19 protein-coding genes are annotated in these 24720 nt (G+C 74.8%); 10 read left to right on the forward strand and 9 right to left on the reverse strand.

Annotation, left to right across the window (positions count from 1 at the left end):
* Positions 1-47: 47 nt before the first annotated feature.
* From CFP65_RS31240 to CFP65_RS31265, 6 genes are all read left to right on the forward strand, one after another.
* On the forward strand, positions 48-2675 hold the full coding sequence (locus CFP65_RS31240; RefSeq protein ID WP_104819325.1) for a nitrate- and nitrite sensing domain-containing protein: 2628 nt from the start codon (positions 48-50) through the stop codon (positions 2673-2675).
* A complete protein-coding gene (locus tag CFP65_RS31245; RefSeq protein WP_104819326.1) occupies positions 2672-3163 on the forward strand; it encodes a roadblock/LC7 domain-containing protein in 492 nt (163 codons plus the stop codon). Before CFP65_RS31240 ends, CFP65_RS31245 begins: the two co-directional genes overlap by 4 nt.
* 5 nt (positions 3164-3168) lie before the next feature.
* Entirely contained in the window at positions 3169-3597 is a 429-nt protein-coding gene (locus tag CFP65_RS31250) for a DUF742 domain-containing protein (RefSeq protein ID WP_104821254.1), read from the forward strand.
* Positions 3578-4180: an ATP/GTP-binding protein gene (locus CFP65_RS31255; protein WP_104819327.1), complete on the forward strand. Its 603-nt coding sequence runs from the start codon at positions 3578-3580 to the stop codon at positions 4178-4180. The genes CFP65_RS31250 and CFP65_RS31255 overlap by 20 nt, the downstream gene beginning before the upstream one ends.
* Positions 4181-4396: 216 nt before the next feature.
* The gene (locus CFP65_RS31260; RefSeq protein ID WP_158702448.1) at positions 4397-5692 is read left to right on the forward strand and encodes an ABC transporter substrate-binding protein; all 1296 of its coding nucleotides are present in this window, start codon (positions 4397-4399) and stop codon (positions 5690-5692) included.
* Between the two features lie 137 nt (positions 5693-5829).
* Positions 5830-6774, forward strand: coding sequence for a hypothetical protein (locus CFP65_RS31265; RefSeq protein WP_158702449.1), 945 nt, complete (start codon positions 5830-5832; stop codon positions 6772-6774).
* Between the two features lie 58 nt (positions 6775-6832).
* On the opposite strand, the gene CFP65_RS31270 is transcribed toward CFP65_RS31265, so the two are convergent.
* Positions 6833-9091: an ATP-binding domain-containing protein gene (locus CFP65_RS31270; protein ID WP_104819330.1), complete on the reverse strand. Its 2259-nt coding sequence runs from the start codon at positions 9089-9091 to the stop codon at positions 6833-6835.
* 118 nt (positions 9092-9209) lie between these two features.
* Complete coding sequence (locus tag CFP65_RS31275) at positions 9210-9863, reverse strand: class I SAM-dependent methyltransferase (protein ID WP_104819331.1); 654 nt, start codon at positions 9861-9863, stop codon at positions 9210-9212.
* 169 nt (positions 9864-10032) lie between these two features.
* Between CFP65_RS31275 and CFP65_RS31280 the strand changes: the two genes are divergently transcribed.
* From CFP65_RS31280 to CFP65_RS31295, 4 genes are all read left to right on the forward strand, one after another.
* The gene (locus CFP65_RS31280) at positions 10033-11424 is read left to right on the forward strand and encodes a diaminobutyrate--2-oxoglutarate transaminase family protein (RefSeq protein ID WP_174805584.1); all 1392 of its coding nucleotides are present in this window, start codon (positions 10033-10035) and stop codon (positions 11422-11424) included.
* Positions 11421-13004, forward strand: a complete 1584-nt coding sequence (locus CFP65_RS31285; protein ID WP_104819332.1) for a pyridoxal-dependent decarboxylase — start codon at positions 11421-11423, stop codon at positions 13002-13004. The genes CFP65_RS31280 and CFP65_RS31285 overlap by 4 nt, the downstream gene beginning before the upstream one ends.
* Positions 13005-13493: 489 nt before the next feature.
* Positions 13494-14240 carry a tRNA-dependent cyclodipeptide synthase gene (locus CFP65_RS31290; RefSeq protein ID WP_104819333.1) on the forward strand — a complete coding sequence of 249 codons (747 nt, stop codon included), beginning with the start codon at positions 13494-13496 and terminating at the stop codon, positions 14238-14240.
* A gap of 39 nt (positions 14241-14279) precedes the next feature.
* Positions 14280-15473: a cytochrome P450 gene (locus tag CFP65_RS31295; protein ID WP_104819334.1), complete on the forward strand. Its 1194-nt coding sequence runs from the start codon at positions 14280-14282 to the stop codon at positions 15471-15473.
* Positions 15474-15606: 133 nt separating this feature from the next.
* Here the strand turns inward: CFP65_RS31295 and CFP65_RS31300 are convergent, their stop codons facing one another.
* From CFP65_RS31300 to CFP65_RS31330, 7 genes are all read right to left on the reverse strand, one after another.
* Positions 15607-16407 (reverse strand): inositol monophosphatase, encoded by an 801-nt coding sequence (locus CFP65_RS31300; protein ID WP_104819335.1) that lies wholly within the window; start codon positions 16405-16407, stop codon positions 15607-15609.
* Positions 16408-16495: 88 nt separating this feature from the next.
* Positions 16496-17686 carry a type III PLP-dependent enzyme gene (locus tag CFP65_RS31305; RefSeq protein ID WP_104819336.1) on the reverse strand — a complete coding sequence of 397 codons (1191 nt, stop codon included), beginning with the start codon at positions 17684-17686 and terminating at the stop codon, positions 16496-16498.
* Positions 17683-19410 (reverse strand): IucA/IucC family siderophore biosynthesis protein, encoded by a 1728-nt coding sequence (locus tag CFP65_RS31310; protein WP_104819337.1) that lies wholly within the window; start codon positions 19408-19410, stop codon positions 17683-17685. Before CFP65_RS31310 ends, CFP65_RS31305 begins: the two co-directional genes overlap by 4 nt.
* Positions 19410-20648, reverse strand: coding sequence for an MFS transporter (locus tag CFP65_RS31315; protein WP_371682483.1), 1239 nt, complete (start codon positions 20646-20648; stop codon positions 19410-19412). The genes CFP65_RS31310 and CFP65_RS31315 overlap by 1 nt, the downstream gene beginning before the upstream one ends.
* The gene (locus tag CFP65_RS31320; protein ID WP_254552658.1) at positions 20642-22444 is read right to left on the reverse strand and encodes an IucA/IucC family protein; all 1803 of its coding nucleotides are present in this window, start codon (positions 22442-22444) and stop codon (positions 20642-20644) included. Before CFP65_RS31320 ends, CFP65_RS31315 begins: the two co-directional genes overlap by 7 nt.
* The gene (locus tag CFP65_RS31325) at positions 22441-23640 is read right to left on the reverse strand and encodes an acetyl-CoA carboxylase biotin carboxylase subunit family protein (RefSeq protein WP_104819338.1); all 1200 of its coding nucleotides are present in this window, start codon (positions 23638-23640) and stop codon (positions 22441-22443) included. The genes CFP65_RS31320 and CFP65_RS31325 overlap by 4 nt, the downstream gene beginning before the upstream one ends.
* A gap of 72 nt (positions 23641-23712) precedes the next feature.
* Positions 23713-24714 carry an ABC transporter substrate-binding protein gene (locus tag CFP65_RS31330; RefSeq protein WP_104819339.1) on the reverse strand — a complete coding sequence of 334 codons (1002 nt, stop codon included), beginning with the start codon at positions 24712-24714 and terminating at the stop codon, positions 23713-23715.
* Positions 24715-24720 lie beyond the last annotated feature (6 nt).

The following is a 24720-nucleotide window of genomic DNA, read 5'->3' on the forward strand; positions in this document are numbered from 1 at the left end:
GGGCCGGTCCACACGTCAACTCCGTTCCACCGAAAGGGCAAGCACCCATGCGAGTACGCCGCGGTACCTCCCGCAGCGCACCGACGGCGGCACCGAGCGCCGGACGCGGCCCCGTCCGCCCCGGCGGCACCGGGCAGCGGCGGGGCGCGCACGCCGGGCCGCCGGCCCGGGAGAGCGTGGCCGAGCTGACCGGCGAGGTCAACCAGGCTGCCGGGCAAACCGGTTGGCAGCGGTTGCGGCCCCGGACGGTGCGGGCCAGGATCATCGCGCTGCTGATGGTGCCGGTGGTCTCGGTGCTCGCGCTCTGGGCCTTCGCCACCGTCACCACCGCGCAGGACGTGTGGAGCCTGATCCACCTCCAGGACACCGACCGCACCGTGCTCGCCCCGGTCCGGGCCACCCTGGCCGGCCTCCAGGAGGAACGGACTGCTGCCGGGCAGCTGTTGGCCGGCTCCGGCGCGGGCCGGGAGAGCGCGCTGCGCGAGGCGGGCACCGCCACCGACCGGGCGTTCGCCCCGCTCGCGCTGGCCGACCGGTACAACCGGGCCGACGCCGAGGGGTTGGGCCCGGAGACCGCCGCCCGGGTGGACGCGCTGGGCACCGCAGTCGCGGCGCTGCCCGCGCTGCGGGCCCGGCTGCTGGCCCGGACCGTCGGCTGGGACGAGGCGTACGCCGCGTACGCGGCCGCCACCGATCGGGCCTTCGAAGTGCTCGGCTCCACCACGCAGTTGCAGGACCACCGGGCCGCCTCGGACGCCCGGGTGCTGCTCGAACTCTCCCGCTCGCACGAGCAACTGGCCCGGGAGGACGCCCTGCTGCGGGCCGGGCAGGCGGTCGGCTCACTCACCACGCCCCAACTGCGCTCCTTCGCCGATGCGGTGGCCGCCCGGCGGCTGTTCGAGCAGACCGCCGCTCCCGATCTGCGGCCGGCCGACCGCACCGCGCTGGCCGTGCTCACCACCGGCACCGACCACCGTGACCTGACCCGGGCCGAGGACGCCGTGGCCGGCGCGAACGACGGCGGCGCGGCGGTGGCCGCCATCGGCCCGGACCAGTGGCAGACCGCCGCCGACGCGGTCGGCCGGGGCCTGACCTCGGTGGAGGACCAGGCGGGCAGCGCCGCCGTCCAGCGGGTGCGGCCGTACGCCCTGGGCCTGTTCACCCCGGCGGGCACCGCCGTGCTGCTGGGGCTGATCGCGGTGCTCGCCTCGCTGCTGATCTCGGTGCAGATCGGCCGCGGGCTGGTCACCGAGCTGATCGCCCTGCGCAACAGCGCACTCGAGCTCGCGCTGCGCAAACTCCCCTCCACCATCCGGCGGTTGCGCGCGGGCGAGGAGATCGACGTGGCGGCGGAGGCGCCGTTGCGCGGCTACGGCGAGGACGAGATCGGGCAGGTGCACGGCGCGCTGGACACCGTGCAGCGGGCCGCCGTCACCGCCGCCGTGGAGCGGGCCGAGGTGCTCTCCGGGGTCTCCGGGGTGTTCGTCAACCTGGCCCGGCGCAGCCAGGTGCTGGTGCACCGCCAACTCACCCTGCTGGACGCGATGGAGCGGCGCACCGAGGACCCGGCCGAGCTGGAGGACCTGTTCCGGCTGGACCACCTGACCACCCGGATGCGGCGGCACGCGGAGGGCCTGATCATCCTCTCCGGCGCGGTGCCCGGCCGGGCCTGGCGGCGGCCGGTGCCGCTGATGGACGTGGTGCGGGCGGCCGTGGCCGAGGTGGAGGAGTACGCCCGGGTCGAGGTGCACCGGCTGCCGTTCGCGGCGGTGGCCGGCCCGGCGGTGGCCGACCTCACCCACCTGGTGGCCGAACTGGTCGAGAACGCCACGGGGTTCTCGCCCCCGCACACCAAGGTGCACATCCGGGGCGAGCAGGTGGGCAACGGCTACGCGCTGGAGATCGAGGACCGCGGGCTCGGCATGGGCCCCGAGGCGCTCTCCGACGCCAACCGCCGGATCGGCGCCACTGACCAGGTGGACCTCTTCGACAGCGACCGGCTCGGCCTCTTCGTGGTCAGCCGGCTGGCCCGCCGCCACGAGGTCAAGGTGGCCCTGCGGCCCTCCGCGTACGGCGGCACCACCGCCGTGGTCCTGCTGCCGACCACCCTGCTGGACGGCAGCGAGACGGAGCCGCCCGCCGCCCCCCGCTCCCTGCCGGCGGCCGCGCCGCAGCCCGCACCGCCGGTGCCACAGCTCGCCCCTCCGGCGCCCGAGCCCGCACCGGCGTCCGAGCCCGCGTCCGCACCGGCGTCCGCGGCCGACACTCCCGATGTGCCCGAGGCGGCCACCCCGCCGTCACCGTCACCGGCCCAACCACCCGCCACGGTGAACCCGTTCGGGATGCGGGACGGCAGCCCCGGGGTGCTCCGGCCGACTCCGTTCGGCGGGCCGCGGACTCCGGCCCGGCCGGATCTGGTGCCGCAGGCCTTGGTGCCAGGGCCAACGGCCGGTGCGAGCGGGCCCGCCGAGGGTGAACTGCCGCGCCGGGTACGGCAGGCGAGTCTGGCGCCGCAGCTGCGGGAGGCACCGCTGCTCGGCGGGAGTGGCACCGACCAGGGCCGACGGGATCCGGATCAGGCGCGGGCGGCGATGTCCGCGTATCAGCAGGGTTGGGCGCGCGGCAAGGGCCGCCGCGCCGGGCAGAGCGACTCCGAGGAGGGCAAGAACCGATGATCGGTACCACGCACCACGCAGGTGAGCTCAACTGGCTGCTGGACGAACTCGTTTCACGGGTGGCCCAGGTCAGGTTCGCGGTGATGCTCTCGGCCGACGGCCTGGCGATGGGCACCTCGGCCGGGATCGGCCGGGAGGACGGCGAACACCTGGCGGCCGTGGCCTCCGGCTTCCACAGCCTGGCCAAGGGCGCCGGGCGGCACTTCGACGCCGGTGAAGTCCGCCAGACCATGGTGGAGTTGGAGCACGGATTCCTGTTCGTGGCGGCGGCCGGCGAGGGCACCTGCCTGGCGGTCTTCGCGGGGGCGGACGCCGATCTCGGGTTGATCGCCTACGAGATGGCCCGGTTGGTCCGCCGGGTCGGCGAGCACCTGCACACCGCGCCGCGCCAGGCGGACGACCTCCTCGCGCCGCGCCGGGACGGCCACCCCGCACCGGGCGGGGCGGACGGCCTGCGGACCGCGCCGCGCGGCGCGGTCGGGGGGTGAGCCCGGTGCCGTACCCGCCGCGCCACTACCTGCCGGGCTCCGACTTCGGCTACCCGCCGCCGCCCGAGCAGCCCACCCGCTGGTACGACGACGCCGCCGGGCCGCTGGTCCGCCCCTACGCGATGACCAAGGGCCGGACCAGGCCCGCCGGGCAGGAGTTCGACCTGATCGCGCTGGTGGTGAGCGACTTCGCGGATGGCAGCGAGCCGGGGGTGGGCCCGGAGCAGGGCCTGATCCTGGACCTGTGCCGCAACAACGCGCTCTCGGTGGCCGAGATCGCCGCCGAGACCGACCTACCGCTGGGCGTGGTGCGGGTGCTGCTCGGCGATCTGCTGGCCGCCGAGCACATCCGGGTCTCCCGCCCGGTGCCGCCCGCCCAGCTGCCCGACGAACACATCCTCCGTGAGGTGATCAATGGTCTCCGTGCGCTCTGAGGCGCCCGCCGACACCCCCGTGCTCGCCCTGAAGATCCTGGTGGCCGGCGGCTTCGGAGTCGGCAAGACCACCCTGGTCGGCTCGGTCAGCGAGATCCGGCCGCTGCGGACGGAGGAGCAACTCTCCGCCGCCGGACAGTCGGTGGACGATCTGGACGGGGTCGAACAGAAGACCACCACCACGGTGGCGATGGACTTCGGTCGGATCACCATCCGGGACGGGCTCTCGGTCTACCTGTTCGGGACACCGGGCCAGGACCGGTTCTGGTTCCTCTGGGACGAGTTGGCCCAGGGCGCGCTGGGCGCGGTGGTGCTGGCCGACACCCGGCGGCTGACCGACTGCTTCCCCGCCGTGGACTTCTTCGAGCACCGGGGGATCCCGTTCGTGGTCGCCGTGAACCACTTCCCCGGCTCGAAGGAGTACCGGCCCCAGGAGGTGTCCGCCGCGCTGGACCTCGACCCGCAGACTCCGGTGGTGGTCTGCGACGCCCGCAGCCGGGCCTCGGGCAAGGACGTGCTGGTCACGCTGGTCGAACATGCCGGCCGGGTGCACTCCGCGCGGCTGTTGGCGGAGGTCTCGTAGCAGTCGAGCTGACGAGCCGTCATCTCACGGACCGTCACAGTTGAGTTGCGGGACGCCTGCGATCCACCGGAGTGACCCCCTGCTGTTACCTGTCCGTCCGCCTGACGTTCGCATCGCGTCCCTCTGGCCTTGTGCTGAACCGGATTTGCTGTCCGCCGCATGATCGCGCCGGGGGCGACCGACCCGCGGCGGCACAGGTACGGGAGGGCACAGGACATGACCGTTAGGGGTAGGGCGGCGGAGCCGTCGAGACGGGGCGGGCGGCGGCGCGCGGTCAAGGGGGCCGCGCTGCTGCTGCCCGCGCTGCTGGCGCTCACCGCCTGCGACGGCGCCTCGGCCGGGGCGGCCGGCGGCGGTGCGGACACGAAGGACGCCTCGGGTGACGTGGTCGTGATGACCTGGGCCCCGGCCGGGACGGGCAGCGACGACCGGCCCGGCGTCACCGCGCTCGCCGCCGCGATCGGCACCGAGGTGAACGGCAAGGGCGGCCTGTACGGCCGCAAGCTGCGGGTGCTCACCTGCAACGAGCACGGCACCGCGGACGGTGCGGCCGCCTGCGCCCACCAGGCCGTGGACGCCAAGGCGGTGGCCGTGGTCGGCGCCTACAGCCAGTACGGCGACACCTTCATGCCGCTGCTCGAGGCCGCCGGCATCCCCTACCTGGGCGGATACGGCCTCTCCGCACCGGAGTTCAGCAGCCCGTACTCCTACCCGGTCGGCGGCGGCACCCCCAGCCTGATCGCGGGCAGCGGGCGCCAGCTGGTCGCGGCCGGCTGCCGGAGCGTGGCGGTGCTGCGACCGGACAGCGGCGCGGGCGACACCCTGACCCGCTACCTCTCGGCCGCGCTCGCCCCCGACGGCGTGGCGCTCACCGACATCAAGGTGGGTGAGAAGAACGCCGACTACGCCGACGCCGTGCACCGCGCCGTCAACGGCGACAGGTCGGGCAACTGCGTGACCGACGCGCTCGGCCCGGAGCAGACCCTCAAGGTGCTCGACGCCTGGCGCAAGGCCGCCCCGCACCACACCCAGTTCGCCTCGGTGATCGGCTCGATCCAGCAGTCCGTGGTGGACGCGACCGGCGGCGCCAACGGCCCGCTGGACGGAGCCTTCGCCACCGGCTGGTACCCGCCGGAGAGCTCCCCGGTCTGGGACGGCCTGCGCTCCACGGCCGGCCCCGACAAGACGATCACCACCGCCGACCTGGCCGTGCAGACCACCTGGGTGGCCTACCAGGTGCTGCTGCAGGCCGCCGACCGGCTGAGCTCGGCGGGCACCCCGTTCACCACCCGCACCCTGCGGGCCGAGCTGGACGGCGACGACACGCTCGCCGACGGCGGGGTGACGCCGCCGCTCACCTGGGGCCTCACCGACCTGCTGCCCAGCGCCGAGACGCCCCGGCTCACCGACACCTGGGTCACCTTCCAGCAGGTCAAGGACGGCAAGCTGACGCAGCAGCAGAGCGGGTTCGTGGACGTGCGGTGGGCGCTCACCGGGGGCAAGCCCTCCTGAGGCCGGGGCCGCCCGACGGCCACCGAGGCCGCCGGCCCGGCCGGTGCGGCGGGCTCCGCTGGAGCGTCCGGCTGAGCGGCCCCTGGGTTCGGGTGTGCCGCGCTCTGCTGCGGCACCCCTCGCCGTACGCTGAAAATGTGATCACTTATGAGGACCGCAGGCTGCGGACATTGGCCGACCAGGGGCGTTGGACGGAGCTGCTGGGGCGGCACCGGCAGGCCAGGGCCGCCGGGCGGCTGCGGGAGGCCGGGCAGCTCGGCCACCTGATCGCCTTCGGCGCGCCGCCCGAGCTGGCCGCCCGGCTGTTCGACGCCGAGGGCGGGCCGGGCAGCACGGCGGACGCCGGCGACCACGACGCCGGCCCGCTCTGGGAGGTCCTGGCCACCCGGCACTCCTGGCGGCGGCTGGCGCTGCTGCTGGGGCCGACGGAGGTGCGGCGGCTGGTGCTGCACACCCGGGCGCTGCTCGGCGAGGACCTCCGGGAGGGGGCCGAGCCGGATCCGGAGGGCGTGCCGCTGGCCCTGGAGCCCTGGGAGCTCGCGGGCTGGGAGGAGCGCAACCGGGTCCGCGAGTACCTGCGGACCGGCGGTGCCCGCCGGGCGCTGTTCGCGCTCCCCGGCAGCCTGGAGGGCCTCGGGCCGGTGGACCTGCCCGGCCGCGGCGAGACCGTCCCCGGCCTGGCCGCCACCCGGCTGCTCTCCGGGTACGCCCCCTGGCTGGACGCGGTCTGCGTCCGGGGCACCGCCCCCGACGCCATCGCCCACCTGACGACGGCGCGCCGGATCACCGGCGGCTACCTCCCGCTCGGCCACGCCTACCCGACCCTGGTCCTCGCCGCCTCCGACACCCCCGCCCACGGCACCGCCCAGGGCCGGCTCGCCCTCTGGCGCGTCCTCACCGCGATGACCGGCGCCGCCGCCACCACCCTGCCCGAGATTCGCGGCCTCGCCGCCCGCCTCCGCTGCTTCACCTGGAGCGAGCCGGACGACGAACTCCGCTACCTCCACCTCGCCCTGGAGGACCCGGCCACCGGCCTCACCTGGGCCCTCAGCGGCGCCCTCCCCGAACCGGCGTACGTCTAGGGCCGCTCCGGCCTGTCACACCGGGCGCTCGCCGTCGGGCCCGCAGCGGGCCCGACGGTCAGCGAGGGGTGAGGGTGGTGAGGGTGGGCGGGAGGTCCTCGGTGTGCAGGACGCCGAGGTGTTTGGTGGCGCGGGTGAGGGCGACGTAGAGGTCGTTGTGGCCGCGGGGGTGGGCGGTGGTGATGGCGGTGGGGTCGAGGACGAGGACGGTGTCGAATTCGAGGCCCTTGGACTGGGCCGGGGTGAGCAGGAGGGCGGGGGAGTCGAGGGCGGTGGGGGAGTCGGGGGTGGTCATGCCGGGCAACTCGGCCAGGGCGGCGAGGAGTTCGGCGGGGTAGGTCGGGGGGTGGATGACGGCCAGGCGGCCCTCGGTGCGGGCGGCGAGCTGCTCGGTGACGGCGGCGAGCAGGGCGGGCAGCGGGTTGTCGGCGGGCAGGCGGCGGCTCCACGGGTGGGTGCCGCCGGTGCGGACCGCACGCGGGGCGGTGAGGGCGGGGTCGAGCCGGTGCAGGGTGGCCTCGGCGACCTGCATGATCTCGGCCGGGGTGCGGTAGTTGACGGAGAGCTCGACCGAGCGCCAGCGGCCGGCGGTGTAGGCGTCCAGCGCCTCGCCCCAGGAGTCGAGCCCGCCCGGGGTGCCGGTCTGGGCCAGGTCGCCCACGATGGTCATCGAGCGGCCCGGGCAGCGGCGGGCCAGCATCCGCCAGGCCATCGGCGAGAGGTCCTGGGCCTCGTCCACGATGACGTGTCCGTAGGCCCAGAGCCAGTCCTCGGCCGCCCGTTCGGCCAGCGGCCGGAGCGCGGACTCGCCCTGGTACTGCTGCATCAGCTTCTGCGCGTCGATCTCCGCCAGTCCCTCGCCGAAGTCCGAGAGCACCCGCTCGGCCAGCGCCAACTCCTCGGCGTCGAAGGCCGGTTGCTTCGGCCGCGGGCGGGTGGACGGGGTGCCGAGCAGCTCGGCCGCCTCGTCGAGCAGCGGGATGTCCGCCTCCGTCCAGGCCAGGTTGTCGGCCCGCAGCAGGGCCGCGCGCTCGGCGGGGGCGAGCTCGGGGGCGGCCTCGGCGAGCAGTTCGGGGGAGGTGTAGAGGGCGGTGAGCAGCTGCTCCGGGGTGAGGCGGGGCCACAACAGCTCGGCCACGCGCTGGACTTCGGGGTCCTCGACCAGCTCGTCGGCCAGGTCGGCGACCGCGTCCAGGTCGAGCTCCTCGGCCCGGTCGCGGGCGATCCGCAGGGCGAGCTCGGAGGTGAGCCGCTCGACCAGGGCGGGCCGGGCCCGCAGGTGCGGCTCGTTGGTACGGCGGGCGGCGGCCTGGGCCCGCTCGCCGAGCGCCCGGGACACGGCCATCTCCTCGCGGTGGGCGGAGCCCCGGCCGAGGGTGACCGTCCAGTGGTCGTCGGGGAGTCGGCAGAGCCCGGCGAGGGCGGCGGCGAGCACCCCGGCCATCCGGGCGCCGCCCTTGACGGCCGCGGCCTCGGGGGTGTCGGCGCCGGCGGCGGTGTGGCCGGGGTAGAGGGTGCCGATGCTGCTCAGCACCACCTCGCTCTCGCCGAGCGAGGGCAGCACCTGGTCGATGTAGCGCAGGAAGGTGGTGTTCGGCCCGATCACCAGGACCCCGCGCTTGGCCAGCCGGTCGCGGTGGGTGTAGAGCAGGTACGCGGCGCGGTGCAGCGCGACCACCGTCTTCCCGGTGCCCGGGCCGCCCTGGACGACCAGCACGCCGCCGAGTTCGGACCGGATCACCCGGTCCTGCTCGGCCTGGATGGTGGAGACGATGTCGCCCATCCGGCCGGTGCGGGCCGCCGTCAGCGAGGCGAGCAGGGCGCCCTCGCCGCTCAGCGCGGCGCCGCTGCGGTGGTCGAGGTCGAAGGCGTCGTCGTCGAAGTCGACCACCGTGCGGCCCTTGCAGCGCAGGTGGCGGCGGGCGGCCACCGGGCCGGGGGCCGCCGGGGTGGCCCGGTAGAACGGCTCGGCGGCCGGGGCCCGCCAGTCGGTGAGCAGCGGCTCGTGGTCCTCGTCGGCGAGCGCGATGCGCCCGATGTACTGCCGCGCGCCGTCGGTGCGGTCGATCCGGCCGAAGCAGAGCCCGTACTCGGCGGCGTGCAGCTCGGCCAGCCGGCGGGTGTGGTGGATCTCCAGGGTGTCGCGCTCGAGCCGGGACTGGAGGGTGCCGCCCTCGCTCTGCCGGTGGATCGCGCGCAGCCGGTCGGTGGCCAGTTCGCGCTCCGCCTCCAGGCGGTCGTAGAGCTCGCCGACGTACGCGTTCTCGGCGAGCAGTTCGCGCTCGTGCCGATCGGTGGACGGGGTGGTGCGGACCAAAAGGAGCTCCTGGTGAATTGCGGCGGCCGAATGCGGAATTCCGTGGATATCCGGTTCAGGTCGGCAATTCTGCGGCACCCGGGGGGCCTTGCCGCAAGGCCCCCCGTACGGTATAGATTTATAGTGCGGGAGGGTGTGATGACACCCTGCGCGAGGACATCCTGCGGGCCACGGCGAGGAAGCGATCCGCCTGGTCGTCGTAACCGGTGAGTTCCCATCCCGCGGTGGCCAGGGCGGCTCGGAGATTCGGTTCGGTGCGTACGTCCTCCGGGGTGAGGGTGCGGCCGTGCTTGGCGGCCAGCGCCGCGCGGCCGATCGGGTAGAAGAGGGCCAGCAGCCCGCCGGGGCGGGTGACGCGGGCCAGTTCGCGGAAGCCGGCCACCGGGTCGGTGAGGTGGGAGACCAGGCCCGAGCCGAAGACGGCGTCCACGGTGGCCTCCGCCAGCGGCAGCCGGAGCACGTCGGCGGCGGCCAGCTCGGCGAAATCGGCCTGCGCGGCGGCCTCCTGGAGCATCTCGGGGGTCAGGTCCACCCCGAGCACCCGACCCGTCGGCCCGACGGCCGCCCGGAGCAGCGGCAGGGCGCGGCCGGTGCCGCAGCCCGCGTCCAGCACGAACTGGCCCGGCCGGAGACCGAGTTCGGCGATGGCGGCGGCGAAGCGCGGGCCGTCCTCGGGGAAGCGCTCGTTCCAGGTGGCCGCGCGGGCGGCGAAGAAGGCGCGGACGCCGGCCGGGTCGTCCCGGTAGCCCGGGCGAGGATTCTGGTAGGTCATGCGCGGAGCGTACGTGACCTTTTGCGGGCCCGGTCGTTGGAAGCCGAGAGCGCGGTTCTTCGAGGTCTTTTCCGAGGGGTCGTCACCCGGTCGGGTGAGGTTCGGTCCCAGAGGTGGGGCCACTCTGACCAGGCACTAAGGTTAGGTTTACCTAACTACGGGAGCCGTTGTGACCCTCACTGCCGAGCCTGCCGCCGAGCCGGTCAACGCCGCCGAAGCCACCCCGGGCGGGGCCATCCTGCGCCGCCAGCGCGTCCGCGAGTCCGCCGCGCGGACGTACGCGCGGTCCTTCCCGATCGTGCCGGTGCGGGCCCACGGCATGACGGTGGAGGGCGCCGACGGCCGGCGGTACCTGGACTGCCTCTCCGGCGCCGGCACGCTGGCCCTCGGCCACAACCACCCCGAGGTGCTCGCCGCCATCCGGCGCACCCTGGACAGCGGCGCCCCGCTGCACCTGCTCGACCTCGCCACCGCCGAGAAGGACGACTTCACCAGCGCCCTCTTCGCCTCCCTGCCAGCGGAGTTCGCCACCGGCGCCAAGGTGCACTTCTGCGGCCCGGCCGGCACCGACGCGGTCGAGGCCGCGCTCAAGCTGATGCAGACCGCCACCGGCCGCCGGGGCGCGCTCGCCTTCACCGGGGCCTACCACGGCATGACCGCCGGAGCCCTCGCCGTCACCGCCAACGTGGCCGTCAAGGCCCCCCTGCCCAGCGGTGGCGAGACCACCCGGCTGCCCTACCCCTACGCCTACCGCTGCCCGTTCGGGGTCGGCGGCGAGCGCGGCACCGAGCTGGCCGCGACCTACGTGCAGCGGCTGCTCGACGACCCTTCCGGCGGGGTGCTGCCGCCCGCCGCGATGATCCTGGAGGCGGTGCAGGGCGAGGGTGGGGTGGTGCCCGCGCCGGACGGCTGGCTGCGGGAGATGCGGCGGATCACGGCCGAGCGGGGGATCCCGCTGATCGTGGACGAGGTGCAGACCGGCGTGGGCCGGACCGGGGCGATGTGGGCCGTCGAGCACAGCGGGGTGGTGCCCGACGCGATGGTGCTCTCCAAGGCGATCGGCGGCAGCCTGCCGCTGGCCGTGGTGGTCTACCGCGAGGAGTACGACGGCTGGCTGCCCGGCGCGCACACCGGCACCTTCCGGGGCAACACCCTGGCGATGGCGGCCGGCGCCGCCACCCTGCGGTACGTGGCCGCCCACGGCCTGGCCGAGCGGGCCGCCCGGCTCGGCGAGCGGATCACCGCCCGGCTCCGGGAGGCGCAGCACCGCCTCCCGGTGATCGGCGAGGTCCGCGGCCGGGGCCTGATGCTCGGCATCGAGCTGGTCGACCCGACCGGCGAGCCCGACAGCTGCGGTGCCCACCCGGTCGACCCGGCCCTGGCCGTCCGGGTCCGCGCGGCCTGCCTGAGCCGCGGCCTGATCGTGGAGCTCGGCGGGCGGCACGACGCCGTGCTGCGGCTGCTGCCGCCGCTGACCATCACGGACGAGCAGGTGGAGGCGGTGCTCGACCGCCTGACGGACGCGATCGAGGCGGCGAGCGCGGGCGAGGGTGCCCGGTGAGCAGGCGTTCGACGGGAGGTCTCGGGGCGGGGACGGCGCTCTCGGGCGGGGTCGGTGGGGCGGCCGCGCTCGAGCCGCTGGTCGAGCAGGTGCTGGCCGGGCTGGCGGCCGGGGCGGCGCGCCGCGGCGGGCCGGTGCCGGCCGCCGACCCGGCGGAGCTCGCCGAGGTGGCGGCGGCGGTGTTCGGCCACCGGGCCGACCTCCGGGCTGACCGGGGCGACCACCGGACTGATCACCAGGCCGACCTCCGGGCTGACCACCGGGTCGGCTACGAGGCTGTCGACCAGGCCGCCGGCGGTGAGCCGGACGCGTTACTGCGGCTGACCGAGTTCCTGGCCTACGGGAGCGCCGATCCGGCGGAGCCGGCCTGTGCGGCGCACCTGCACTGCCCGCCGCTGGCGGTCGCGGTGGCGGCGGATCTGGCGGTGAACGCGCTCAACCCCTCGCTCGACTCCTGGGACCAGGCGCCGGTGGCCACCACGCTGGAGACCACGCTGGTGGGGGAGTTGGCCGCGCTGGTCGGGTTCCCGGCGGAGCAGGCGGCCGGGGTGCTGACCTCCGGGGGCACGGAGTCGAACCTGATGGGGCTGATGCTGGCCCGGGACCAGATCCTGCCCACCGACGTGGAGTTGGACGGGCTGCCGAGCGGGCTGCGGCCGGTGATCGTGGCCTCGGAGGCGGCCCACTTCTCGGTGCAGCGGGCCGCTGCGCTGCTCGGGCTCGGCGAGCGAGCGGTGCGGCCGGTGCCGGTGGACCGGGAGCTGCGGATGGACCCGGCGGCGCTGGCGGAGGTCCTGGCCGAGACCACGGAGGAGGGCGGCACGCCGATCGCGGTGGTGGCCACGGCCGGGACGACCGACACCGGGGCCGTCGACCCGCTGCACCGGGCCGCCGATCTGGCCGCCGAGTACGGGACCTGGCTGCACGTGGACGCGGCGTACGGCGGCGGGGCGCTGCTCTCGCCCAAGCTCGCCCCGCTGCTGGCCGGGATCGACCGGGCCGACTCGGTCTCGCTGGACTTCCACAAGCTGGGCTGGCAGCCCACCGCCGCCGGGGTGTTCCTGGTGCGGCGGGCCGCCTCGTACGCCTCGCTGACCCGCCGCGCGGTCTACCTCAACCCCGAGGACGACGAACTCGCCGGCTACCCGAGCCTGCTCGGCCGCTCGCTGCGCACTACCCGCCGGGCCGACGCCTTCAAACTCGCCGTCACCCTGCGGACCTTGGGCCACTCCGGCCTCGGCGAGCTGGTGGACACCTGCCACGGCCTGGCCCTGGCCGCCGCCGAGGCGGTGGCCGCCGAGCCCGCGCTGGAGCTGCACTGCCCGCCGATCCTCACCACCGTGGTGTTCCGCTACCGGCCCATGGGCGGCGACCCGGCCGAGGCCGACCGGTGCAACGCCGAACTGCGCCGGGTGCTGCTGCGCACCGGCCAGGCGGTGGTCGGCCGCACCGAGCTGCCCGGCCGGGGGCCGGGCCGGGTGCGGCTGAAGCTCACCCTGCTCAATCCGCACACCTCGCCCGCCGCCCTCGCCGGGCTGCTCGCGGCGGTGGTGGCGGCCGGCCGCGCGGTCGAGGCCTGACGGGGCCGAAGACGTGGTCTCCAACCCGGGTGGCCGGAAAGGCGCCCGGGTCTGGAGGAAAGCACAGTGGCAGTCGACGGTGCCGCATGACTGGTCAACACCATGACTGACCAGGGAAGTTGAGAGTCAGTGGACATACCGTCGGAGCTCTGTCCAGCCCCTTTCGGCCGACCTGACGAAGGTTTTCGGCCAACCGGAAGCAGGGGCTTGCGGATGTGGTGAACCCCGGCGGTAACTTCGGGTAGTCGCCGCCACACCAGGAGCACACGGCTCCTCGGGACTAGCGGCGCAAGGGAGACTTCGCCCGGGCGCGACCGCCGTCGCGCGGCGCCCGTGGCATCTCGTGTCACCTTCCGAGTCTCGAACACCACCGGCCCGACATCGGCGGCCCGACCGGCGCGGCACCCTGCCCCGGTCGCGCCGACGGCGGCGTGTGCGCGCGGCTCGGCCCCGTCCTGTGCTCGCCCTGCCCCGTGGAAGGCCCGCACCATGAGTGACCTGCTCCTGAGCACCACCGCCCTCGACGTCACCGCCCCTCGCCCCGACCGCCTCGCCTTCGAGGCGCTGCCCTACTCCGGCGACTGCCGGCGGATCTGGCAGCGTGGTGACCACCTCCTGATCGGCGTCAGCCCCGGCAACAGCTACTTCAGCCACCAGCGCATAGCCGAACTTCTCCTCTGGGCAGGCGAGTTGTTCGAGTCCATCGACATCGTCTACGCCGATCTCCAGGTGGAGGCCCAGTACGTCGCCGCCGGCTACGGCCCCGAGCACGCCCGGCGGCGGGCCGCCAAGGAGATCAAGACCACCCACCGCCGGATCCAGCGCGGGGTCGAGGCGGCCGGGCTGCCCGGGGTGGGGGTGCACGGGCTCTCCGCCTTCACCGGCGACCCGGCCTACCAGCGGCTGCACCGCAGCGTGCTGACCGCGCTGGAGGCCGACCGGGAGTTCCGCGAGGCCACCGAGGGGATGGCCCGGGCCTTCCTGGCCGCCCGGCTCGGCGCCGAGGTGACCCCGGCCGAACTCGCCGCCGGGGTCGCCTACATCGCCGCCGAGCTGCCGTTCTTCCTGGACACTCCGAGCCTGCTCGGCAAGCCCAGCTCCGTGGCCTGCTACCACGTCCAACTCCCGCTCACTCCCGTCCTGTTCGGACGGGAAGAGGGCCTGCGGGCCGCCCCCGGCCAGGCGTACGCCGTGATCCGGCCGAAGGCGCACCGGCCCCAGCCCGTAGCGGCCTGAACCACCGAACGACCACCCCGATCAGGAGACGAACTCCCCATGACCCAGGCCGAATTCACCTTCCCGCTGGACCGACGCGGCGACGTGCTGCCGGCGGAGGCCGAACTGCTCCGCAGCAAGCACCCGGTGGCCAAGGTGACCACCCTGACCGGCGACCAAGCCTGGCTGGTCAGCAGCTACGCACTGGCCAAGCAGGTGCTGGAGGACGAGCGGTTCAGCCTCAAGGACACCGCCAACCCCGGCGTGCCGCGCCAGTACGCGCTGACCATCCCGCCCGAGGTGGTCAACAACATGGGCAACATCAACAGCGCCGGGCTGCGCGAGGCGGTGATGAAGACCCTCTCGCCGCGCGCCGACAAGGAGTTGGGCGGCTGGCTGGAGGCCGAGGCGCACCGACTGCTGGACGTGCTGGTGCGGCAGGGCCCGCCGGCCGACCTGCGGGACGGGTTCACCGAGCCGTACTCCGCCGCGCTGCACTGCCGGCTGCTCGGCATCCCCACCGACGACTGGCGCCGGCTGATGTCCGGCATCGACCTGGCCTTCATCACCAGCCCGGCCGTGTTCGAGGGCTCGACGCCCAACTGGTACCGCGATCTCGGCTACATGATGCGGCAGTTGAACGCCGACCCGGAGCCCACCGAGGGGCTGCTCGGGCGGTTCGCCGCGCTGCGCCGCTCGCCGGAGGCGGCCGACCGGGTGAGCGACGAGCTGCTCGCCACCGTGGCCCTGTCGCTGTTCGGCGCGGGCGCCGTCTCCACCTCCTCCTTCCTGCTGCACGCGATCATCCACCTGGCCCAGCGGCCCGAGCTGGCCGAGCGGCTGCGCCGGGAGCCCGCCGTGATCGGGCGCGCGGTGGACGAGCTGCTGCGCTACAACCTCTCGATCGGTGACGCGCTGCCCCGGCTGGCGATGGCCGACGTGCAGGTGGGGGAGGTGCTGGTGCGGGCGGGCGAGCTGGTGCTGGTGCTGATCGAGGGGGCCAACTACGACCCCGAGGTCTTCCCCGAGCCGGAGACGATCGACTTCGACCGGGCGAGCAACCCGCACCTGGCCTTCGGCGCGGGGCGCCACTTCTGCCCGGCCTCGGCGCTGGGCCGCACCCACGCCGAGATCGCCCTGGCCGCCCTGGTCGAGCGGCTGCCCGAGCTGCGGCTGGCCCTGCCGGTGGAGCAGCTGGCCTGGCGCCCCGGCTTCATCAAGCGCCTGCCGGAGCGGCTGCCCGTGCTCTGGTGAGACGTCGCTGCGCGGCAGACCGGGGCCGGGTCGGCGCTCCGGCGCTGCCGCGGGTCCGTGTCGGACGAGGGCGAGGGTCGGCTGGGCGTACCCGGTCCGGCCGGGCGGGTCCGGTCGGTGCGACCGGACACGCTCAGCGGGCCAGGACGGCGCGGACGTGCTCCCAGGTGGCCTGGTCGGCGGCCACCAGCAGGCCGTCCGTGCCGCCCGGGGGCTCCGGCTGGTACGGCTCGCCGTCCAATCGGGCGCAGACCCCGCCGGCCTCGGTGACCAGCAGGGTGCCGGGGGAGTGGTCCCAGGGCAGGGTGCGCCAGTAGAAGATGAAGTCCAGCTCGTCCGTGGCGATCAGCGGGTACTCGATGCCGGCGGCGCTGCGACCGCCGCAGATGTCGCCGAAGCTGCGGGCGTTGGTCTGGAACCGGTGGTGGGTGGCCGGGTCGAGGTAGCGGCTCTTCAGGATGCCGCGCCACTTCTCGGGCTGGTCGCCCGCCGCCGGGCGGGTGAGCCGGTGGCCGTCCCGCCAGGCGCCGGAGCCGAGCTCCGCCGCGTAGGCGACGCCGTGCGCGGGCTGCCAGATCCAGCTGGCCACGGTGCGGCCGGCGCGGACCAGGGAGGCCATCACGGCGTAGTCCGCCAGGCCGGCGACGAAGTTCGTGGTGCCGTCCACCGGGTCGACCAGCCAGGCGGCCTCCTCGGTCAGCAGCGCCCGGGCCAGCTCCGGATCGGCCGACACGGCTTCCTCGCCGACCACCGGCACCGGCAGCAGCTCGCGCAGCCGCCGGGAGATGATCGCTTCGGCCTCCCGGTCGGCGACGGTCACCACCTCACCGGGCGCCTTCTCCAGCACCTCCCCCGCCGCCAGGGCGCGGAACCGCGGCTCCACCGCCTCCGCCGACGCCTCGCGCAGGATCTGCGCGACCTTCTCCATCAGCATCTGCCCGCTCCCTTCGGTCACCCCCACTCTCCCACGGCGACCCGGCGCGGACCTGCACCGGGCCTGTACGGGTGCCGAAGGCGTCAGCTCACCCCAAGAAGTGGAAGTCCGGGCGCGGATGCATCAGGAATTCGTGGTGCGAGATGTTCCAGGCGTACGCCCCGGCCATCGCGAACAGCACCCGGTCACCCGCTCGGAGGGCGGTCACCGGGGCGTCCTGGGCCAGGACGTCCTTCGGGGTGCAGAGCTGACCCGAGAGGGTGACCCGGCCGGTGCCGACGGCCGGCCGGGGCCAGGGGTGCGGCCAGCTCTCGACCGGGGTGACGGTGAAGGGCTGGGAGTGGCCCCGGGTGGCGGGGGTGCGCAGGTGGTGGGTGCCGCCGCGCACCACGGCGAAGTCCTCGCCGTGGCTGCGCTTCACGTCCAGCACCTCGGTCGCGTACCAGCCGCAGTACGCGGTGAGCGCCCGGCCCGGCTCGATCCGCAGGGTCAGTCCGGGGTGGGCGGCCAGCAGCTCGGCCAGGCCCGCGCCGAACGCCTTCCAGTCGAACCGGGCGGTGGGGTCGGCGTAGTCCACCGCCATGCCGCCGCCGACGTTGACCTCGGCGAGCTCGAAGCCGTGCCGCTCGGCGAGCGCCGCCGACCAGCCGACGATCCGCCTGGCCAGGGCCAGCTGCTCGGCCGCGTCCAGGCCGCTGGCCAGGTGGGCGTGCACCCCGCGCAGCCGCAGCCGCTCGAAGCCTGGCCCGGCGAGCAGCCGGACGCACCCCTCCACCTGCTCCGGGTCGAGCCCGAACGGGGTGGGCCGGCCGCCCATGGCCAGCGCCACCGAGCTGAGCTGGCCGGAGCCGACCGGCAGGTTGGCCCGCAGCAGCACGTCCACCGGCTCGGTGGCCAGCTGGGCCAGCAGCCGCAGCTCCTGCTCGCTCTCCACGTGCCAGCGGCGCACCCCGAGGGCGAGCGCGGCGGCGATCTCGGCCGGGGTCTTGCCCGGCCCGCCGAAGGCCAGCGGCGCCTGCGGCACGGTGGCCCGGACATGCGCCAACTCGCCGCCGGAGGAGACCTCGTAGCCGTCCACCAGCCCACTGAGCGCGGCCAGGATCGGCGCCTCGGGGTTGGCCTTGGCCGCGTAGTACAGCTCCACTCGCTCGGGCAGCGCGGCCCGGACGGCGCCGACGTGCTCCCGCAGATCGGCCAAGTCGTAGACGTAGCTGGGGAGTTGCTCGGAGCCAAGGGTGTCGAGCAGGGCGCGGACAGCGGGGGTGGCGGGGGCGCTCATCGGCCACCGCCCAGCGCGGCCTGGGCCAGCACCTCGGCGGCGAGCGGCGAGGGCAGCGGGACGTACCCGGCCTCCCGGTCGGCCTTGCGCTCCCAGCGGGTCATCAGATTGGCCTTCGCGGGCAGCGGCACCCCGGCCAGCAGCGCGCTCAGCCGTGGCGGGCAGCCGTGCTGCTGCGCGTACTCCTCCAGCACGGCCCGCACGGCCGCCCAGAACTCCGGCTCCAGCTCCGGGTGCCGGTCGCTCAGCGCGGAGACCAGCTCGGAGAGGTGGTTGACCAGCAGGCAGTAGACCACCCGGTCCCAGCCGCGCTGCGCGTCGTAGCTCATCGGGGCGGCCACCTCCGGCGGCAGCGCGGCCAGGGTGGCCGCGTTCTGCTCCGGCAGCAGCTTGGTGCCCTCCAGGTCGCGGAAGAGCACCTGGGCCGGGCGGCCCTCGGCGTCCACCCCCAGCACCACGTTCTGCAGGTGCGGCTCCAGCACCACGCCGTGGTCGAAGTAGGCCGCCAGCACCGGCGGCACCACCAGCTTCAGGTACGCCGCCCACCACTCGCCCGCCTGCTCGGGGCCGGCGTCGGCGAGCAGCACCGACAGGTGCGCCGAGCTGGTCGGGTACTCGTCGGCCACGGCCGCCGCCAGCAGCGGGGTGACGCCCGGGCGAAGCCGCCCGGCCAGGCCCTCGCGGACGATCAGGCCGAAGCCCTCGAACAGCGCCTGGTCCACCCGCCCGTCCGGGCCCGGCAGGGCCAGGGTGCGGAAGGCCGGCTCGCGCAGCATCGCCGCGTCGGGGAAGCGCTGCTCCAGGTCGGCCAGCGGCCCGGCCAGCACCCGGTCCAGTTCCACCGCGCCGGTCAGCTCGTACGCGGCGTTCTTGCGCAGACAGTTGGTGATCCGCACGTTCAGGCTGAACTTGAGGAAGGCGCCCGCACCGGCCAGGGTGCGCACCGAGGCGGTCGGGGTGAACGGCTCGCCGGCCTCGCCCAGGTCGAGCACGTCACCGCGCTCGATCGCGGCCAGCAGCAGCGGGTGGTCGCCGATCAGCTCGTACTGCCAGGGGTGGGCGGGCAGCAGCCGGTAGCCCGCCGGCACGGTGGCCAGACCGTCCAGCAGGGCCAGCGCGGCCGGGTCGGTGGCCCGCTCGGCGATCAGCTCGCTGCGCACCGCCAGGTGGCGCAGCCGGAACGAGGCGCGGGCCTCCGGCGCGTACGCCGACCAGGAACCGCGCTCGGCGGAGCGGGACTTGGGGGCCGGGTGGAAGCGGTGGCCGTAGAGCAGGGCCTGCTCCGACTCCAGGTACCGGTCCGGTCCGGGGGCCGGGCGGTCGGCCAGGGCGGCGGTGATCCCGGCGTGGCTGGAGGTGAGTTGGGGGAGGAACTCCTCGTTGCTGACGCCGCTGCGCAGGGTCAGCTCGGCCTGGACGTGCTCGGCCAGCTCGCGCCAGCTGAGCTCGCGCGGGCCCTGGGCGGTCTGCTCCTGCACCGGGCCGGTGAAGCGGTGGGCGCCGGAGAGCGAGGTGCGGCGCAGCCGGACGCGCAGCTCGACGCCGCGGCGGGGCAGCCGCAGGCGGAGCCGGCCGTCGGCGACGGCGGTCTGGTGCTCGGGGGCGGAGACCTCGCGGAGCAGGCAGTTGAGCAGGGTGTGGGCCACGGCCTCGTCGGCGCCGGGGAGTTCGGGGGCGCCATGGAGAGCGGTGGCGGTGCGGTTCGCGGTGGCGGTGGTGGGCATCAGGCGCTCCGTCGGGTGAGGCGGGCAGGCCGGGGGAGGAGGGTGAGGGCGAGGGCGGCGAGCGCGGTGGCGGCACCGGCCAGCACGGGAGCGGTCGGGCCGTAGCCGCTGTTGACCAGCGCGGCGACCACTCCGGCGGCCACGGCGCCGCCCTTGGAGACGAGTTCGAGGGTGCCGAACATCCGGCCGGGCGGGCGTCCGGCGGCGGCGGTGGCCGCGAGCACCGAGAGGCAGACCAGGCCGAGGGTCATCCCGGCGCCGAGCACCAGCCGGGCCAGCACGAAGGCGGGCAGCGAGTGGGCGTACCAGTGGCCGGCCAGGCCCGCGGTGACCAGGGCGAAGCCGAAGGCCATGCCGGCCGTCGGACGGTGCAGGAAGAGGGTGTGCACCCGCCCGGCGAAGGCCAGGTAGCACAGGTGCGGCAGCGCGAAGAGCAGGCCGGAGAGGGTGCCGGAGACCCCGGGCAGCCGCTGTTCGACCAGGGCGATCAGGTACGGGTAGGAGACGATCGTCGAGAAGACGAAGGCGAACTCCAGGGTGTACAGCAGCCGGAGCGGTCCGGGCTGCCGGGGCGCGGCGGTGGCGGCACCGGAGTCGGCCGGGCGGGCCGGCTCGGGCAGCCGGGCCAGCAGCAGGGCGGCGGCCAGCGGCAGCACCGCCATCACCAGGTACTGCCGGTGCGGGGAGATCCACGGCGAGAGCGCGCCGACCAGGATCGGTGCGGCCACCAGCGCGGCCCGGGCGCTGCCCTGCATCAGGGTGAGCGCCTTGGAGAGCTGCGGGCCCTCCAGGGCGGCGGCCAGGTAGCCGTTGGTGGCGGCGAAGGTGCCGCCGAGGAAGCCCTGGAGCACCAGGGCCACCGTGAAGGCGCGCAGGCTGTCGGCCGCCCCGGCGAGCAGGAAGGAGACGGCGAGCCCGAGTTGGGCCCGCAGCAGCAGCCGTTTGCGGCCGAACCGGTCGGCCAGATGGCCCCAGAGCGGGGCGCCGAGCGCGCTGAAGACGGTCGGCACGATGTACAGCACCCCGGCCCAGCTGCCGCTCGGGTCACCGAGCTTGGGGAGGATCGCGGTCAGGTAGGGCGGCAGGCCGAGGGCGGCGAAGGAGGCGACGAAGTAGCAGGCGGCCACGGCGTGCACCTGGCGGCGGCCGAGCCCGGCCGGGGCGGGCGGCGCGGCGGGTGCGGCGGCCGCACCGGGTTCGGTGGGCTCGGCGGGCCGCGCCGCCGGGGCGCTCAGCACTCCACCTGCTCGGTCGGAAGCTGCTCGGCCTGCTCGGCCTGCCCGGTCGGAGTGGCCTGCCCGTCCTGCCTGGCCTGCCCTTCCTGCTCGGTCGGGACCTGCTTGGTGGGTACCGCCAGGTAGTTGGGGCCGGTGGTGTAGTGCTTGTTGATGTCGGCGGCGCCGGAGCGCTCCTTGCTGAGCAGGCTGCCGGCCGTGACCATGGCCTTCACCGGGAGCTCCGCCGCGTCCAGCAGGGCGGTGCGCAGCGGCTGCCCGGCCGGGCCGAGCCGGTCCACGGCCTCGGTGAGGTGGGATCGGAGCAGGCCTAGGGTGCGGCCGAGCGGGGCGTGGCCGTGGGCGGCCAGGCCGAAGGCGAGTGAGGCCGCGCAGAGGTGGCCGGTGATGGTGGTGAACAGGTCGGTGAGCGGGCGGTCGCTCGGCGCGGCCACTCGGTGGTCGTCGAACTCGGCTGCGAAGTGGGCCAGTTCGCCCATCCGTTCGGGGTTGACCCGAGGGCCGTCGTTGTCCTTGTAGAGCAGCCGCAGCCGGGTGCGGCCCTCGTGGTGGTCGAGCACCAGCGAGGTGTTCTGCTGGTGGCTCTCCAGCGCGATGCCGTGGCCGAAGAGGGTGGTCTGCCAGTCGAGCAGCAGGGCCAGGAAGGCCTCGTACAGCGCGAGCGGCGAGCCGGCGTAGTACCGGTCGGCCAGGTGCTCGACCACCGGGCGCCCGTCGGGGGCGGTGGCGAGCAGCGCGGCCAGCGGCACGGTGACGGCCTGCTCCAGGCCGGCCGGGTAGCGGCGGGCCAGCACGGCGATCAGCTCGTGGTCGGCGTGGGCGTAGCACTGCTCGTCGGCCAGCAGGATCCGCCCGGCCAGCCGGGGCTCGCGGGCCAGCACGGCCTCCAGCATGCGCTGGCCCACCGCGCCGTCCACCAGTGTGCCGGGCTTGACGGTGCGTCGGTTGCGCAGGCCCAAGGTGGCGGTGGTGAGCGGCAGTTTGAGGTGGAGCGCCGGGTCCTGGACGACGGCGACGGTGCGCATCGACAGGGTGGGCAGCACCTCCAGATACGGCCGGTCGGCCAGTACGGCCCCGGGCAGGGCGGCCGGCGCCGCCTCGGCGGTGAGCGGGTGCACCGGCACGGTCAGGTGCGGGCCGGTCAGCCCGGTGAGGCCCAGCTGCTCGGGGGAGGGCCACCAGCCGGGCAGCGGGGCGCGGCCCTCGACGGTGAGCTCGGCGGCCGGCACGGCCAGCCAACGGAGCAGGAAGGAGGAGTGGAACTCCGGCGCGTACGACGCCAGTTGCTCCTCGTCCAGGCCGGATCGGCCGCGCGCGGTCGGGTAGACCGGGTGGTCGAGGTAGGCCGCCAGGGTGTCGAAGGCCAGGCTCGGGCCCAGGCCGCGCCAGTCGGCCGGGTCGGCGCCGTACCGCTCGGCCAGGCCGGCCAGCACCTCGGGCTGCACCCGCTCGTGCAGCCGCATGGTGGCCAGGGTCTGCCCGCACTCCTCGGCGAAGGCCGCGTACCCGGGCCGGTCGCCGGGCTCGGCCAGCTCGGCCAACGCGGCGATCAGGGAGTCGAGTTCGCGGTGGGTGACGCCGTCCACCAGCAGCAGGGGCAGCCGGGCGGTGTACGTGCTCTGGAAGCCGTCCGCGGTGACCGGCAGGGCCAGCCGCTCGCCGGCCAGCCAGGGGCCGTCCGGGCGCTGCTCCAGGGTGGTGGCCGAGCGCAGGCCGGCCACGTCCTCGCGGAGCAGGGCGCCGAGCACGCGCAGGGTCAGCAGCTCCTCGACGGCGGTCGTGGTGGTCGGGGTGGTCACGGGGTGATCTCCCAGGTGTTGGCGGCGATGAACTCGGCGACGGTGCGGTCGACTTCGCCCTGGTCCGGGCCGATGGCCCAGATCACGCCGAGGTAGTCGCGGTTGGTGCGGTAGTGCTCGTGGTGCTCGCCGATCGGGCGCAGCGGGCGGTAGGCCAGCCGGACGCCGTCGCGGACCAGGTCGGTCGGGCCGGGGGCGGCGGTGAGGGTGCCGGCGCGGTCGGCGCAGACCACCTCGTTGCGGGCCCGCTGGTCGGTGCGGGCACCCAGGTCGGCCGGGAGCGGGCGGCCCAGGTGGGCGCCGAGCACCAGCTCGAAGTACGGGACGGCCAGGATCTGCGCGAGCATCAGGTCGCACTGGTCGCCGATGGCCCGGTAGTTGACCTCGATCAGTCGTACCCGGCCGTCCGGCTGCACCACGAACTCGGTGTGGCAGGCGCCGAACGACACGCCCAGGGCGTCGAGTTGGTCGAGCACCTGGTCGGTGACCGGCTGCGGGTGGGCGGGCACGAAGGTGAGCACCTCCTCGACGAACTGCGGCGGCGGGGAGAGCCGGGTGTGGAAGCCGCCGAGTACGTGCCGGCGGCCGTGGCCGTCGCCCAGGGTCTCCAGGGTGTGCAGCTCGCCGTGCAGGAACTCCTCCACCACCAGCACCGCTCCGGGCCGGCGGTGCCGGATCGCCTTGCAGTGCAGGGCCAGCTCCTCGGCGTCGGCCGCCAGCGCCACGTCCTCGCTGGCCACGCCCTCGCGGGGCTTGACCACGCAGGGGAACGGCGGGTCGAGCTCGGCGCTCTCCCGGCCCGGGGGCAGCTCGGCCGACCAGACCTCGTCCAGCCCGGCCAGCGCGAGGTGGCGGCGCAGCTCGGCCTTGTTCTTGGCCCGCAGGGTGGCCTGCCAGCTCTTGCCCGGCAGCCCGAAGTACTCGGCGGCCAGCGCGGTCTGGGTCTGCAGGTGGTCGCTGTTGCTGAACACTGCGGCCGGGGCGTCCAGCCGGGAGATCAGGCTGATCACCTCCCAGTGGTCGCGCACCGGGCACTCCACCACCTCGGGGGCGAACTCCAGCCCTTGGTAGGCACGTTGGTGCTCGGCGACGGAGTCGGTGAGCACCGTGACGGAGAGGCCGAGTCTCGCGGCGGCGGGCAGGAAGCCCTGGGTGACGGAGTCGGTGGGGTTCAGGGCCAGCAGGTACAGCCGCACGACGAAGAGTCCTCTCGGTGGTTCGGGGGAGCGGGGGCGGGCGGGTTTCGCCCACCCCCGAGGGGCAGCGGCCTACTTGGGGGCGTCGACGCCCGCGGCCTTGGCGATGTCGCCGAGCATCGCGTCGGCGGCCTGCACGCCGATGCCCGACATCCAGGTCTCGTCCGGCACGGTGAAGACCTTGTTGTTCTGGACGGCCTTGAGGCCCTTCCAGACCGGGGTGCCCTGGATCTCGCTCTCCTTGGTCTTGGTCGGGTCGTCGGCGGTGGTGACGAAGACCAGGTCGGCGTCGGCCTGGTTGATCTGCTCGGCGCTGACCTCGCTCATCGCCTTCTCCAGGTCCGGGTTGGCCGGGCGGTTCAGGCCCACGTCGGTGAGCACGGTGCCGCTGAAGGAGGCCTTCTGGTAGAGCCGGGTCGGGCCGGCGACGAAGCGCACCACCGAGGCGGTCGGCATGGTGCCGTTGTACTTGGCCTTGATCTCGGCGCCCAGCTTGGCGGCCCGGGCCTGGTAGTCGGCCAGCGCCTGCTTGGCCTCGGCCTCCTTGCCCAGGGCCTTGGCGTAGAGGGCCAGGTTCTCCTTCCAGGGCTGGCCGGTGGTCTCGGCGAGCACGGTGGGCGCGATCGCGTTGAGCTTGGCGTAGACCTTCTCGTGGCGCACCTTGGAGGAGAGGATCAGGTCGGGCTTGAGCGAGGCGATCAGCTCCAGGTTGGGCTCGGCCATCGGGCCGACGTCCTTGGTGCCGGAGATCTTCGACTTGAGGTAGTTGGGGAAGCCGCCCTCGGTCTTCATGTGCGGGGAGACGGCGCCCAGCGGGGTGATGCCCAGCAGGGTCACGTCGTCCAGCTCGCCGCTGTCGAGCACGACCACCCGCTTGGGCTGGGCCTTGAGCTCGGCGGTGCCCATCGCGTGCTTGACGCTGCGCGGGAAGGCGGCGGCGGCGTCGCCGGCCGGCTTGTCGGTGGCGGGGACGGACTCCTTGTCCACGGTGTTGCCGCTGCTGCCGCAGGCGGTGAGCAGACCGGCGGAGACCGCGACGGAGAGGACGGCGAGCGGCAGACGGCGCTGGAGCATGGTGGA

This window comes from Kitasatospora sp. MMS16-BH015, assembly GCF_002943525.1.
Classification (GTDB): domain Bacteria; phylum Actinomycetota; class Actinomycetes; order Streptomycetales; family Streptomycetaceae; genus Kitasatospora.

What these genes read in the sequence shown, in the direction of transcription:
- CFP65_RS31240 (WP_104819325.1), top strand. Translation starts at nt 48, where the DNA reads ATGCGAGTACGCCGCGGTACCTCCCGCAGCGCACCGACGGCGGCACCG.
- CFP65_RS31245 (WP_104819326.1), top strand. Translation starts at nt 2,672, where the DNA reads ATGATCGGTACCACGCACCACGCAGGTGAGCTCAACTGGCTGCTGGAC.
- CFP65_RS31255 (WP_104819327.1), top strand. Translation starts at nt 3,578, where the DNA reads ATGGTCTCCGTGCGCTCTGAGGCGCCCGCCGACACCCCCGTGCTCGCC.
- CFP65_RS31260 (WP_158702448.1), top strand. Translation starts at nt 4,397, where the DNA reads ATGACCGTTAGGGGTAGGGCGGCGGAGCCGTCGAGACGGGGCGGGCGG.
- CFP65_RS31275 (WP_104819331.1), bottom strand. Translation starts at nt 9,863, where the DNA reads ATGACCTACCAGAATCCTCGCCCGGGCTACCGGGACGACCCGGCCGGC.
- CFP65_RS31290 (WP_104819333.1), top strand. Translation starts at nt 13,494, where the DNA reads ATGAGTGACCTGCTCCTGAGCACCACCGCCCTCGACGTCACCGCCCCT.
- CFP65_RS31295 (WP_104819334.1), top strand. Translation starts at nt 14,280, where the DNA reads ATGACCCAGGCCGAATTCACCTTCCCGCTGGACCGACGCGGCGACGTG.
- CFP65_RS31300 (WP_104819335.1), bottom strand. Translation starts at nt 16,407, where the DNA reads ATGCTGATGGAGAAGGTCGCGCAGATCCTGCGCGAGGCGTCGGCGGAG.
- CFP65_RS31305 (WP_104819336.1), bottom strand. Translation starts at nt 17,686, where the DNA reads ATGAGCGCCCCCGCCACCCCCGCTGTCCGCGCCCTGCTCGACACCCTT.
- CFP65_RS31310 (WP_104819337.1), bottom strand. Translation starts at nt 19,410, where the DNA reads ATGCCCACCACCGCCACCGCGAACCGCACCGCCACCGCTCTCCATGGC.
- CFP65_RS31330 (WP_104819339.1), bottom strand. Translation starts at nt 24,714, where the DNA reads ATGCTCCAGCGCCGTCTGCCGCTCGCCGTCCTCTCCGTCGCGGTCTCC.